The following is a 12,923-nucleotide window of genomic DNA, read 5'->3' as shown; positions in this document are numbered from 1 at the left end:
GCGCCTTTTTTGCCTACTTTTTTGGCAAGACAAAAAAGTAGGTCGCCGCCCCGCAGGGGTGGTGAAACTGCAGTTGAGGTTGAAGTTGAAGCTGAATTTGCAGTTAAGCCCTTGATTCCACCCAATAAACTCACTTCCTCACCAACCTCAACTTAGTAATCTCCGACGGCGCCCCAAACCGCTTAGGAGGCCCCCAATACCCGGTCCCCCTGCTCACATACACCCACATCGCCTCATGCCGGTTCAACCCGGCGGTATAAGGCTGCTGCATCGGCACGAACAGGTTCCAGGGCCAGAACTGGCCGCCATGCGTATGTCCGGAGAGCTGCAGGTCGAAGCCCGCGGTGGATGCAGCCGGCGCCGTGCGCGGCTGGTGCGCTAGCAGCACGCGCGCGGCTACCACCGCCGGGGCGCCGTGCAGCGCGCGCGCCGGGTCGCTGCGGTGGCTCTCGTCGAAACGGTGGGCGGAAAAATCGGTCACGCCTGCCAGCACCAGCGCTTCCTCCTCTTCCCCGATCACCACATGCTCGTTCATCAGCACGCGCAGGCCCAGTCCGCGCAGCTCCGCGATCCACGGCTCGGCGCCAGCGTAATACTCATGGTTGCCGGTGACAAAGTAGGTGCCATGGCGGGCCTTCAGGTTGCCTAGCGGGGCCGTGTGCCGGGACAGCTCGCGCACGGTGCCGTCGACCAGGTCGCCGGTGATGGCGATGGCGTCCGGGGCCAGCCCGTTGACGCGGGCGACGATGCGCTCCAGGTAGGCGCGCTTGATGGTGGGGCCAACGTGGATGTCGCTGATCTGCACGATGGTGAAGTCGTGCAGCGAGTCAGGCAGGCCGGCGATGGGGACTTCCACCTCGACCACCTGCGCCAGCCGCCGCGCATTGAAAAATCCCATCACGGTGACCAGCAGCGCCAGCACCGGCACCGTGGCGGCGGAGCGGGGCAGCAGCCATGCCGGGTGCCAGCCGGCCATCGCGCTCAACAGCAGCACGACGTCGCGTGCCAGCGTCAGTATCAGCAAGGAAGAGAAGAAACCCATGGCCAGCATGCCCACCCAGGTCAGCGCGTCGGACCACGGCTGGTCCAGGCGCCGCGCCAGCAGGCCTGCGGGAATCAGCGGCCACGATAGCGCCAGCCACGCTACGGCCAGCGCCTTGATGGCAAAGGATACCGGCATGTCGGGTAACAGGCGCAAGCCGATATAGCCGTGGAGCAGGCCAACCACGAGGGCGGCGACGAAAACGGTGGTGCGAGGGGGCATGCCACCTCCAGGGTGTGGGAGTCGGGGCCGGATGCTTCCAGCATTGATATTGTTTTAGAGCATTTCGGCGACGCCGCGACGCTGTGACAGTGTGGCGGGCGTCCTGGAATTGTCGGCGCTGAGCCGCTTTTCCGTTTTGCGCATCGATGGTGTACGTGAGGCCCCCGGCCCGCAGATTCAAGGGGCGTGAGCTGTGCCCGAAAGCACTTAAGTCGCTTGCAAGACAGATTGAATTACTTGCACCACCTCAGTGGTTCCACTTGCATGAACAGTTGCGCATGCTTGCGGCAGCCGCCGCAGGTGCAAATGAACCCGTCGGGTTGGCTGTGGGGCGGCGCGCTGTCGCTCACGTTGCTGTGGCTGCTGGCCACCTGCGGCTAGCACGAGGTGCCGCCGGCGGCGCTGCGGGCGGTGCCAGAGCAGATCATCAAGACCGCGGCACAGGAATCGCCGGTCACTTTCGAGTTTGTCGAACAGACGGAGAGCAGTCAGGCGGTGGATATCCGCGGCCGACGTGTTGCGGGCGCGCTACAAGGGCGGCAACTCCAGCTACCTCGAAGTCACCACCGCGCAGGAGAAGCTGTTCGATGCGCAGCTCGCCGCCATTCAGGGGCAGGTCGATGTGTTGAATGGCACGGCAGCCTTGTACAAGTCGCTGGGCGGCGGATGGCCGGCGGTGCCGGCCGAGGTCAGGGATGCCGGGCTGAGCGGCAACGCGCACCCCGTGATGCGCTGAGTGGGCCGCTTGCGCCGCCCGCTCAGGCTCCGCGCGCCGACCAGTTAGCGCCACGCACGCCAAGCGCCGTCACCACGCCATAAGCGGTGATGCCCAGCGCCACGCCCAGGAAGTGCCCGTCCAGGCCCATGCCCGCGACGTTCGCCAGCAGCCAGCCGCCGCCGGCGGCCAGCGCGATGCGCGAGATGCCGGCCGCGATCGGCCAGCCCATGCGGCCAGCGCCCATCGACGCGAAATACAGCGCCATGCCCAGCCCGAAGCCGCCGAAGGCCGGCGCGACCCAGGACAGCGCGCGCGCCGCGATGCTCGCCACTTCGGCGTCCTTGGTGAAGAACCCGGCAAAGGCATCCGGCGCCAGTCCCACCACCGCACCCACCGCGCCGGCCACCGCCAGCGCCATCAGCGCGCCGGCCCAGGCCGTGCGGCGTGCGGTGGCCCAGTCGCCGGCACCGACTGCTCGCCCCACCAGCGCGGTTAGCGCGGAGCCCACGCCGAACGCTAGCGGGATCATCAGGAACTCCAGCCGCGCCGAGATGCCGTATGCGGCCACCGCGGCGGTGCCATAGTGGCGCAGCTGGGTGGTCACAAGGATCGTGGACAGGTTGGCCACCGAGGCCAGCGCGCAGGCCACCAGCCCCACTGACAGGATGCGTGTGAACAGCGCGCGTGACGGACGGATGCGCAGCATCGGCACGAACCCCGCGCCGCCCCGCAGCACCACCCAGGCCATGGCCAGCGCCGCCGCCCACGACACCGCCGCCAGTGACGCGCCGATACCGGCCAGGCCCATGCCCACCGGCTCGGCCAGCGTCCAGGCCAGCGCCGGGAAGACGATCCACATCAGCGAGAGCACCCGCGCCGCCAGCGCATGGCGGCCACCGCCGCGCAGCACCGATGCCAGCGTGTTGGCCAGCCAGGCCGGCACCGCGCCGGCGCCGAACAGCCAGATGGCATACGTGGCGGCCGCGTCCGCCGCGGTCTGCCCCGCCACCGCGCCCAGGACGGCGCGCGGGAAGCCGGCCATCGCCACGGCAAACGCCAGCCCCGCCGTGACCGCGATGATGAGTGCGTGCAGCACCAGCGACGAGGCCTCCTCGCGCTTGTTCGCGCCCAGCGCGCGGGCGATGGCCGCCACCACGCCACCGCCCATGGCGCCGGTGGACATCTGCTGCAGCAGCAAGGCAAACGGCAGCACTACCGCCCAGCCCGCCAGCGCCGCCGTGCCCTGGCGCGCCGCCAGCCAGGTCTCGATCAGTTGCGCGCCTGCCTGCAGGAAGGCGATCAGGCTGGTGGGCGCGGCCAGCAGCAGGATGCGGCGCATCAGTTCGCGCATCAGCGGGTGTGCGTGGGTGGCAATGGATGCGGCTGCGGCTGGCGCCATCGCGGCTCCGGCCATGGGATTGGCTTGCGGCTCATTCATGGCTGGACTCCGTTTCGTCTGTCGGTTGCTCGTCCGCGGTTTGCAGGCCGGCAGCGGCGCCAAAGCGCCGCCGCAGATAGCTGCCCGCGCCAGGGCCTGGCGCCACGCGCAGGTCGTCCAGCGTCAGCGGACTGCCGTCCGGGCGGGCCAGCGCCGGCGTGGCGATCTCCGCGCCGGTGTGCTTGTCCTGCAGCAAGGTGAGCGGGCCGCGCTCGTCGGTCATCCAGCGGTCGGCCCAGGCCTTCAGCGCCACGAAGGCGGGGAAGAAGTCGCGGCCTTTTTCTGTGAGGTGGTAGGCATGCCGTGCACTGTCGGGCGCCGGCACGCGCTCCAGCATGCCGTGTTCCACCAGCGTCTTCAGGCGTGCGCTGAGGATGTTGGGCGCGATGCCCAGGTGGCGCTGGAATTCATCAAAGCGGGTGCTGCCGTAGAACGCCTCGCGCAGCAAAAGAATGGCCCAGCGCTCGCCCAGCACCGCCATCGAGCGGGCAATCGGGCAAGGCATGCTGGCAAAGTCGGTATGTCCCATGGTCTCCTCTCGCGCGGCTTGCAGGGTTGGCTCGGGTTTTTACTTTCGTTTTGCAAGCCAAGGGTTTCGGCGCATCTTAACTTGCAATTTGAAAGTTTGCTGGCGCGCTGCAAGCGGCGTGCGGGGACTACGGTGCGCACAAAGCGGTACCGCCCGGGGCGCTGAAGACATCCAGCGCCGGAATCCGCGCGCGCAGGAAGTCGATCAAGGTGCGCGTGGCCATCGACGGATGCAGGTTGGGCGTGGTGATGATGTAGAGCCGGCTGCCCAATCCTTCCGGTTTCCATTCGGTCAGCACCGGCACCAGCCGGCCTTCGCGCACATCGTCCCAGCCGGCGTAGACCGGCAGCAGGCCCACGCCGTGGCCGTCGCGTACCGCGCGCATCAGGAAGGGGAAATGCTCGGACTGCAGGTGCGGGCTCAGTTCCACCTCTTCGCGCTGCTCGCCGCGGTTGAGCGTGAGCACGAAGCGCCGGGCGGGATAGGGCGGGCACAGGAATTGGCAGCGCGCCAGGTCGGCCGGGGTTTGCAGCGGGCCGTGGCGGGCCAGGTAGCCGGGCGAGGCGCAGAGCTGCCAGTCGATGGCGCAGATGTCTCGCGCTACGTGGTCCAGCGGCGGCTGCGAAGTCACCTTGAGCGCCACGTCGATCTCCGCGGCGATCAGGTCCACCACGCGGTTGGCAAAAAACACGCGCAGCGAGATGCCGGGATGCTGCCCGGTGAATTCCAGCAGCAGCGGCGCGAGGAAGGTGTCGCCCAGCCCGGTCGGCACGCTCACGCGCACGTGGCCGCGCAGGGTGGTGCCAAGGCTGTCGATCTCCGCCTGGGCGGACGCCACTTCCTGCAGGATGCGCAGCCCGTGCTGGTAAAGCGCGCGGCCCGCCTCGGTCAGCTCTAGCCGGCGCGTGGTACGGCGCAGCAACTGCGCGCCGGCCTGGTGCTCCAGTTCGCGCAGCTGGCGGCTGACCTGCGAGCGCGTGACGCCGCGCCGCCGCCCCGCCTCGGACAAGTTGCCGGCTTCGACGATATCGACGAAGGCCTGGATCAGGTTGAGGTCCATCCGGGATTCCATGGAGAATTGTCGCGTATGGCGCAACATTGTGAGTCGCTGCGAGGGAATTGTCGATACGGGGAGCCGAGGCTACAGTGACCATGCCCTGCGGGATCGCCAAGGCAGGGCCAGGCGGGCGCGACACCGCCCTGAAACAAGCAGGAGACACCATGTTCAAGAACGATCTTTTCGCCGGCCAGCGCGTGCTGATCACCGGTGGCGGCACCGGGCTGGGCCTGATCATGGCCGAGCGCCTGGCGGGGCTGGGGGCGGAGCTGCACCTGTGCGGGCGCCGGCTGGCGGTGCTGGACGAGGCCGCTGAGGTGCTGCGCCACCAGCACGGCACCAAGGTCGTGACGCACGCGGTGGACATCCGCGACGCGGCTGCCGTCGACGCCATGATCGAGACCATCTGGAGCGGGCACGGCCCGCTCGATTGCCTGGTCAACAACGCCGCAGGCAACTTCATCAGCCGCACCGAGGATCTGTCTCCCAACGGCTTTCACGCCATCTCGGACATCGTCTTCCGCGGTACCTTCTACACCACGCAGGCCGTGGGCAAGCGCTGGATCCGCGACGGCCATCCCGGCTCGGTCCTGTCCATCGTCGTGACCTGGGTCTGGACCGGCTCGCCTTTCGTGGTGCCGTCCGCCATGTCCAAGGCGGGCGTGGACGCCATGACCAAGTCGCTGGCCGTGGAGTGGGGCCGCCACGGCATCCGCTGCAACGCCATCGCGCCGGGCGTGATCCCCACCGAAGGCGCGGGCTCGCGCCTGCGTCCGCAGGATGCGCAGCAAGACGCGATGAGCGGCCAGAACCCCACGGGCCGCATCGGCCAGCCGCAGGATATCGGCAACCTGGCCGCTTTCCTGCTGGCTCGCGACAACGCGTGGATCAACGGGCAGACCATTGCGCTGGATGGCGGCGACTACCTTGCCAACGGCGCTTATTTCAAGCAGTACCTGGATTGGGGCGATGCCGAATGGCAAGCCGCGCGCGAGCGCATCGCGGCCACGAACGCCGCCGATCGTGCCGGGCGCACCGTCAACGCACCGACCCCGACCCGCTCTACCACCAAGCCTAGCCAGGCTGGAGACAACTGATGGCCGCTGACCTCCTGTTTGAAGACATCCACCGTACCGGCGCCGAACTGAGCGAGCGCGGCGCGCGCCTGGCCGGCGGCCTGCGCGCGCTTGGCCTGGGCGAAGGCGACGTGGTCGCGGTGCTGCTGCGCAACGACCCGGTCTTTGCCGATATCGTGCATGCCTGCCGCACGGCCGGCACTTACTATTGCCCGATCAACTGGCACTTCACGGCGGAAGAAATCCGCTTCCTGCTGACCGACAGCGGCGCCCGGGCCTTGATCGTCAGCGCCGACCTGCTGGACGGCGTGCGCGCCGTGGTGCCCGCAGGCGTGCAGGTGCTGGCCGTGGCGGCGCCGGGCCAGGACAGCCCCGCTGGCACCACCGGCTACGAAAGCTGGCTTGCAGAGCAGCAGCCCTACGATGGCCCGCGCGTGGCGCCGCGCGGCCACATGGCCTACACCTCTGGCACCACCGGCCGCCCCAAGGGCGTGCTGCGCGCCGCGCCGCCGCTGGCCATGCTGGACGAGCAGCTCGCGCGCATGCGCTCGGTGGTGGCGCAGACCATGGGCATCGTGCAGGGCACGCGCGCGTTGATGGCCGCGCCGCTGTACCACAGCGCGCCGGGCGTGTTCATCCAGAACGCGCTGCAGCTTGGCGAGCGCCTGGTGCTGTGCGCGCGCTTCGATCCGGAGCAGGTGCTGGCGCTGGTGGAGAAGCACCGCATCGACGTGCTCTACCTGGTGCCGATCATGTATGTGCGCATGCTCAAGGTGCCGCCCGACGTGCGCGCCCGTTATGACTTGTCCTCGCTGCGCTTTGTCGCCTCGACCGGAGCGCCGTGCGCGCCCGAGGTCAAGCGCGCCATGCTGGACTGGTTCGGCCCGGTGATCCATGAAACCTATGCTTCAAGCGAGGCCGGCATGATTACCGTGGCCACGCCGGCCGACGCCGTGGCCAAGCCCGGCACGGCGGGGCGCCCGGTTGACCAGGGCGAAGTCCGCATCCTGGATGAGCACGGCGTTGCCTGCGCCACCGGCGAGATCGGCCTGGTCTATGTGCGCCAGCCCGCCTACCCGGACTTCACCTATCGCAACAACGAGGCAGCGCGCCGCGCCATCGACCGCGACGGCCTGGTCAGCCTGGGCGACATGGGCTACCTGGACGCCGATGGCTACCTCTTTATCTGCGACCGCGCCTCCGACATGGTGATCTCCGGCGGCGTGAACATCTACCCGGCCGAGATCGAGCACGAGCTGGTGCGCTATCCCGGCGTGGCCGACTGCGTGGTGTTCGGCGTACCCGACGACGAATACGGCGAGCGGCTGCTGGCCATGGTGCAACCGGTGGCGGGCGCCACGCTGGAAGAGGGCGCCATCATCGAATGGCTGCGCCAGCGCCTGTCCGGCTTCAAGGTGCCGCGCACCATCGTGGTGGAGGCGTTGCTGCCGCGCGACGATAGCGGCAAGCTGGCCAAGCGCCGCCTGCGCGACAAGTACTGGGAAGGGCGCACGCGGCGGGTTTGAGCCGCACCGGGCACCGAATGCCAAGTACCGAGTACCGAGTACCGAACACCAGACGTCAAAAAACGTCAAGGAGACTACACAATGCATAGCTGGAAAACCGGATGGCGCGCCTGGGCCGGCGCCGCCGTCTTCGCCTGTTCGCAACTGGCCGCTGCCGCCTATCCCGACCGCCCCATCAAGCTGGTGGTGCCCTACACGCCGGGCGGCTCCACCGACCAGTTCGGGCGCGGGCTGGCCGATGGCATGAGCCGCGTGCTCAAGCAGACGGTGGTGGTGGAGAACCGCCCCGGCGCCGCCACCATGATCGGCACGCAAAGCGTGGCGCGCGCACCCGCCGATGGCTACACCATGGTGCTTGCCACCAATGGCAGCATGGTGCTCAATCCCATGCTCTACAAGAAGATCGCCTACGATCCGCCGCGCGACTTCCGGATCTTCACCGTTGGCGCCGAGGCGCCGCTGGTGGTGGTGACCAACAGCCAGGTGCCGGCCACCAATATCCGCGAGTTCGCTGCCTACGCCAAGGCCAGCGGCGGCAAGCTCAACTACGCCTCGGTCGGCCTGGGCAACGCGCTGCAGCTTGCTACCGAAATGCTCAAGACCGAACTCGGGATCTCGGTCACCCACGTGCCATACAACGGCAGCGCGCCGGCGCTCTCGGCGCTGCTCGCCAACGATGTGCAACTGATGGTGGATGTGGTCAGCACCTCGCTGCCCCACATCAAGGGCGGCAAGCTGCGCGCGCTGGCGGTGACCGGCCGCACCCGGCTGGAAGTGCTGCCCAACGTGCCGACCGTGGCCGAGAGCGGCTATCCCAACTTCCAGGCCGCAACCTGGTTCGGGCTCGCCGTGCCGGCGCAGACACCGCCGGACGTGGTGGAAAAGCTGCAGGCCGCGGCCGCGCAGGTCCTCAAGGATCCGCATTTCCGGGCGACCTTCAGCGCACTGGGACTGGTGATTCAGCCGCCGCGCACCCAGGCCGAGATCGACCGCTACGTAGAGGCGGATCGCGAGCATTGGGGCAAGGTCATTCGCGCCAACAACATCAGCCTGGACTGAGCCAGGGGCCTCTGGCGCGCACTTTGTGCGCGGCATGCCCGGCGGCGATCGGCGTATAGTTCCATCACGCCGTGATGAATCCGGCCCTCGGGCTCGTCACGGCGTTTCTTCGCCCACGCCTGCCGCTCCATGAACGACGTCACACCCAATCGCAGCCAAGATCCCGAGCCGTCCGGTCCTGAAGACGTTTCCGGGCGGGCCTCCGACCACAACCGGCTGCGCGCGCTGCGCCGCCGCGCCCGCATGGCAGCGGGCCGCAAGTCGCGCCAGATGTGGCGTATCTCCCGCACCACGCTACGCTACGCCGTCTTCATGTGCGGCGCCGGCTGCGTGGCGCTGTTCTCCCTGATCTTCGCCTGGATTGCCGAGGTGGCACTGCGCTGGAACGCGCACCTGACAGCGGCCACGCCCTGGCTGGCCTTTGTGCTGCTGCCGTTCGGGCTGGCCGCGCTGCGCTGGCTCACCATCGGCCTGGCGCCGCAGGCGCGCGGCAGCGGCATCCCGCAGGTGATCGCCGCGTTCGGCCTGCCCCCGGCGGGGCCGGCGCAGAGCTTGCTGGTGTCGTTCCGCCAGTCCATGTGGAAAGTGCTGCTGACCACCGGCGGGCTGCTGGCGGGCGCCTCCATCGGCCGCGAAGGGCCATCGGTGCAGGTTGGCGCCGCGGCCATGCTCGCCTGGGGGCGCTGGTGCCACGAGAAGCTGCGCTTTCGCATCGGCTTTCATCCTAACGCGCTGATCGCCGCCGGCGCTGCCGGGGGCCTTGCCGCCGCCTTCAATACACCACTGGCGGGCGTGGTGTTCGCCATTGAGGAGCTTGGCCGCGGCACCGCCGTGCGCTGGGACCGGCTGGTGCTGTCAGGGGTGCTGACCGCCGGCTTTCTCTCGCTGGCGGTGCTTGGCAACAATCCCTATTTCAGCGTCAAGACGCCGATCCTCGCGCTGCACGATGCCTGGGGGCCGGTACTGCTGTGCGCCCTGGTCAACGGCGCGCTGGGCGGCCTGTTTGCCAAGCTGCTGACCGGCGGCGTGCCCGCGCTGATGCCGGCACGGCTGCGCGCCTGGCCATTGCAGCATCCCGTGCAGGTGGCGTTCCTGTGCGGCCTGGCGGCCGCGGCGATCGGCTGGTCCACAGGGGGCGCCACCTTCGGCACCGGCTACGGGCAGGCTGCCGGCCTGATCAATGGCGAGCCGCACGCCACGCTGTGGTTCGGCCTGGCCAAGCTGGCGGCGACCGTGGTCTCGTATTTTGCCGGCATTCCCGGTGGCATCTTTACGCCGTCGCTGGCCATCGGTGCCGGCATCGGCGCCAATGTGGCGGACTGGGTCGGCCACCTCTTCGGTGGCATGGCCGAGCCACGCGTGCTGGCGCTGGTGTCGATGGCCGCCTTCCTGGCCGCCGCCACCCAGGCTCCCATCACCGCCAGCGTGATCGTGATGGAGATGACGCGCTCGCAGGACCTCACCTTGTTCCTGCTGGCCTCGTCGCTGCTGGCTTCGTTCCTGGCACGCCAGTTCTGCCCGCACCCGTTCTATCACCAAGTGGGCCATGCTTTCCGGCGCGAGGCGCTTGCAGCCACGCGGAAAGTGGCTCCCGCCGCATAAGCGCAGGCCATGGCCATGGTGCTCGTTGCCGCTTTGTCTTACCATGAGCGGCGCCCGGGCCATGTACCCGGCGCTGTGTACCGGCGGCACATGAGGATCCGCGCCGGCACGACGAACCGGGGAGCACAGATGGCCACAAAACGACCGCCGGGCAGTAACGGCGCACCGCGCCCGCAGCCGCAGTCGCAAAGCCCACGCAAGCCGCAGGGCAAGGAAGGCACGGCTTTACGCGACCTCGGGCCGGACACTGTGTGGCACACGCGTGGCCTGCATGGCCATACCCGCCAGCGCGCGCCGCTACCGTCATCGGCACGCTCGCCGCGGCGGCAGTTGCCGCCCAGCCGGGTGCCGCGCCTGCTGCTGTGGGGCTTGCTGCTGATGGTGCTGGCGGTGATGGCCAGCGCGGTGATGAATATGACGCATTAACCCCCGGCAGTGTGCCTGCATGCCATCTTGTGGCGGGTGGCAGGAACCACGCGCGTAGGGGGCGCTCCAACCCGGAGCTTATCTCAGGAGTCTGGATGAAATACCCCCTCGCCGGGCTGGCTGTCGCCAGCCTGCTGCTGATTTCGCCTTGGGCCGGTGCTGCCTCCAACGATGGTGCCGCCGACAAACTGGCGCCGATGATGGATAGCCTGGAGATCGGCAGCCCGCTGCCCACGCTGCCCGATTGCGCTGACAAGCGCACCCCTGACGGCCGCGACGTGACCGCCCTGTGCGTTGAAGTGCGCGGCGACGGCGTGATGCGCCAGGTTGGCGTGCCGCGCGACAAGCGACCTGCCTTCATGGATGGTCCCCACGTGGTGGCCTTTGTCGACCGCAGCGCCCTGGTCGGCGTCATCGTGCCGACCGACGGCGTGCGCTCCGAGAAAGCCGTGGTGGACAGCCTGACCGCGCGCTACGGCAAGCCCTTTCGTTCCGAGCAGGTGAAGATGAAGGACAAGGCCGGCCAGCCCATCACCAGTGTGCACGCCGGCTGGATGAAAAAGCCGCTGACCGTGGAGCTCTACGCCATTCCGGAGGATCCCAATACCGGCACCATCGAACTGCTGCTGCCCCAGGCCCGCATGCTGATGGCCAACCAGGACAACGCGATGGCGCAACAGCTCAACCCCAAGGCGGCGTCCGCCCCGCAAGCGGCCCCCGGCGGCAAGGGCGCGGAGAAGAAGGGCAAGGAAGGCAGCTGGTAGCGTTTGTGGCTTTGCGGCGCTCCGCGCGCCGCAAAGGCCCTCAAAGTCCTTCCATCACCTTGTCCAGCCCGCGCACCAGCCCGGTCAAGGTATGCACCTTGCGGATCGCCAGCAGGGCGCCCGAGACATAGGGCTTGGAGCCGTCGCCGGACTCATGCTTCAGGTGCAGGCGCTGCCCGTCGGCGCCGAAGATCACCTCCACGCCCAACTGATAGCCCGGCAGGCGCACGGCGTGCACCTGGCTGCCGGACATCGTCGCGCCACGCGCTTCCTTCGGGCCCTTGACCTGGTCGATGGGCACCACCTGCCTGGCCTCACGGACCTGTCCCAGCCGATATGCCAGCTCGCGCACGGTGCCGGAGGGCACGTCGATCTTGCCGGCCTTGGCGTAGTCGATGATTTCCCAGTGCTCCAGGTGGCGCGCGGCCATCTCGGCGAACTTCTGCAGCAGCACCACGGTGATGGCAAAGTTGCCGCAGGCCAGTACGCCGCGCCCGGCCTGGCGCGCGGCGGCATCGATCTCGGCATAGTCCTCGTCGGATAGCCCGGAGGTGCCCACCACCACGTGCGCGTCCTTGGCCAGCGCCTGCAGGATGTTGCGCTTGGCAATGTCCGGCTTGGTGTATTCCACATAAACGTCGAAGGCACCTTGCGCCAGCTCGTCGATGCTGGCCACTGCCACGCCCGGCGTGCCCTTGTGCGCGGTCAGCGCCGCCAGGGCCTGGCCGGCCGCGCCGCGCGACAGCCCGGCCACCAGCGTCATGTCGTGCGCGTGCGCCACGCCGCGCGCCAGTTCGCCGCCGGCCCAGCCGGTCACGCCGCCTACGGCGACTCGAATGCGATTGCTCATCGTCTTGCTCTCCTGATCTGGATGGTTTCCGGGGTGCCCAACCGCGCCGGGCTGGCTGCCAGGTTGTGCAGCATAAGCCTTTCGCGCGCGCGGCGCTGGCTCAGCCCGCGGCGCGGCGCCGGTCGATCTTGCGCGCCAGCACGATCGAGGTGGTGGTGTGATTGACACCATCCAGCGCGCCGATTTCGTCCAGCAGCTTGTCCAGCCGGGCATGGGTGTCGCAGCGGATCACCGCCATGTAGTCCACCGGGCCGCTAACCGAGTTCAGCTCCTCGATTTCGGGAAAGCGCTGCAGCGCCCGCACCACCGCGGGCGCGCTCTTGGGCATCACCGACATGCCGCAGAACGCCAGGATAGCGTTGTCTTCCATTTCCTTGCCCAGCCGCACGCCGTAGCCGGCGATCACGCCATCGCGCTCCAGCCGCGCAATGCGTGCCACCACGGTGGTGCGGGCAATGCCGAGCTTGCGCGCGAGATTGGCGGCATTCTCGCGCGCGTTGGCCTGCAGCAGGGAGAGCAGGTGGCGGTCGGTCTGGTCGAGTTCGGTCATGGGCGGGCTAGTGGCGGGCTAGGGGCGGCGGGCAGGTCAAAAGCACGTGGTTCGTCGATTCGAC

13 protein-coding genes are annotated in these 12,923 nt (G+C 68.5%); 7 read left to right on the top strand and 6 right to left on the bottom strand.

Going from position 1 to position 12,923, the window contains the following annotated elements; translation table 11 throughout:
• Positions 1 to 130 precede the first annotated feature (130 nt).
• Positions 131 to 1,264 (bottom strand): metallophosphoesterase, encoded by a 1,134-nt coding sequence (locus AC07XB_RS33230; RefSeq protein WP_492811625.1) that lies wholly within the window; start codon positions 1,262 to 1,264, stop codon positions 131 to 133.
• 514 nt (positions 1,265 to 1,778) lie between these two features.
• Between AC07XB_RS33230 and AC07XB_RS33225 the strand changes: the two genes are divergently transcribed.
• On the top strand, positions 1,779 to 2,000 hold the full coding sequence (locus AC07XB_RS33225) for a hypothetical protein (protein WP_492831571.1): 222 nt from the start codon (positions 1,779 to 1,781) through the stop codon (positions 1,998 to 2,000).
• A 22-nt stretch (positions 2,001 to 2,022) separates the two neighbouring features.
• Here the strand turns inward: AC07XB_RS33225 and AC07XB_RS33220 are convergent, their stop codons facing one another.
• The 3 genes from AC07XB_RS33220 to AC07XB_RS33210 form a co-directional block, all read right to left on the bottom strand.
• Complete coding sequence (locus AC07XB_RS33220; protein WP_492831591.1) at positions 2,023 to 3,333, bottom strand: MATE family efflux transporter; 1,311 nt, start codon at positions 3,331 to 3,333, stop codon at positions 2,023 to 2,025.
• 79 nt (positions 3,334 to 3,412) lie between these two features.
• Positions 3,413 to 3,949: a winged helix-turn-helix transcriptional regulator gene (locus tag AC07XB_RS33215; RefSeq protein WP_492375860.1), complete on the bottom strand. Its 537-nt coding sequence runs from the start codon at positions 3,947 to 3,949 to the stop codon at positions 3,413 to 3,415.
• A gap of 127 nt (positions 3,950 to 4,076) precedes the next feature.
• Positions 4,077 to 5,009, bottom strand: coding sequence for a LysR family transcriptional regulator (locus AC07XB_RS33210; RefSeq protein ID WP_174427655.1), 933 nt, complete (start codon positions 5,007 to 5,009; stop codon positions 4,077 to 4,079).
• Positions 5,010 to 5,170: 161 nt separating this feature from the next.
• Between AC07XB_RS33210 and AC07XB_RS33205 the strand changes: the two genes are divergently transcribed.
• The 6 genes from AC07XB_RS33205 (at position 5,171) to AC07XB_RS33180 (ending at position 11,459) form a co-directional block, all read left to right on the top strand.
• Positions 5,171 to 6,103: an SDR family oxidoreductase gene (locus AC07XB_RS33205; protein WP_492375862.1), complete on the top strand. Its 933-nt coding sequence runs from the start codon at positions 5,171 to 5,173 to the stop codon at positions 6,101 to 6,103.
• Positions 6,103 to 7,608 carry an acyl-CoA synthetase gene (locus AC07XB_RS33200; RefSeq protein WP_492831572.1) on the top strand — a complete coding sequence of 502 codons (1,506 nt, stop codon included), beginning with the start codon at positions 6,103 to 6,105 and terminating at the stop codon, positions 7,606 to 7,608. The genes AC07XB_RS33205 and AC07XB_RS33200 overlap by 1 nt, the downstream gene beginning before the upstream one ends.
• 81 nt (positions 7,609 to 7,689) lie before the next feature.
• A complete protein-coding gene (locus tag AC07XB_RS33195; protein WP_416049801.1) occupies positions 7,690 to 8,667 on the top strand; it encodes a Bug family tripartite tricarboxylate transporter substrate binding protein in 978 nt (325 codons plus the stop codon).
• Between the two features lie 129 nt (positions 8,668 to 8,796).
• Positions 8,797 to 10,269, top strand: a complete 1,473-nt coding sequence (locus tag AC07XB_RS33190) for a chloride channel protein (protein ID WP_492831573.1) — start codon at positions 8,797 to 8,799, stop codon at positions 10,267 to 10,269.
• A 129-nt stretch (positions 10,270 to 10,398) separates the two neighbouring features.
• Positions 10,399 to 10,695 (top strand): hypothetical protein, encoded by a 297-nt coding sequence (locus AC07XB_RS33185; protein WP_492375866.1) that lies wholly within the window; start codon positions 10,399 to 10,401, stop codon positions 10,693 to 10,695.
• A gap of 95 nt (positions 10,696 to 10,790) precedes the next feature.
• Positions 10,791 to 11,459, top strand: a complete 669-nt coding sequence (locus AC07XB_RS33180) for a hypothetical protein (RefSeq protein WP_492375867.1) — start codon at positions 10,791 to 10,793, stop codon at positions 11,457 to 11,459.
• Between the two features lie 40 nt (positions 11,460 to 11,499).
• Here AC07XB_RS33180 and dapB read toward each other — a convergent pair whose 3' ends face one another.
• Positions 11,500 to 12,309 carry a 4-hydroxy-tetrahydrodipicolinate reductase gene (gene dapB, locus AC07XB_RS33175; RefSeq protein ID WP_492831574.1) on the bottom strand — a complete coding sequence of 270 codons (810 nt, stop codon included), beginning with the start codon at positions 12,307 to 12,309 and terminating at the stop codon, positions 11,500 to 11,502.
• 100 nt (positions 12,310 to 12,409) lie between these two features.
• A complete protein-coding gene (locus AC07XB_RS33170) occupies positions 12,410 to 12,859 on the bottom strand; it encodes an Lrp/AsnC family transcriptional regulator (RefSeq protein WP_174427647.1) in 450 nt (149 codons plus the stop codon).
• Positions 12,860 to 12,923 lie beyond the last annotated feature (64 nt).

This window comes from Cupriavidus sp. GW821-FHT02F09, assembly GCF_059421605.1.
Note: the sequence above shows the minus strand (reverse complement) of the source record. Positions and strands in the feature narration are given on the sequence as shown.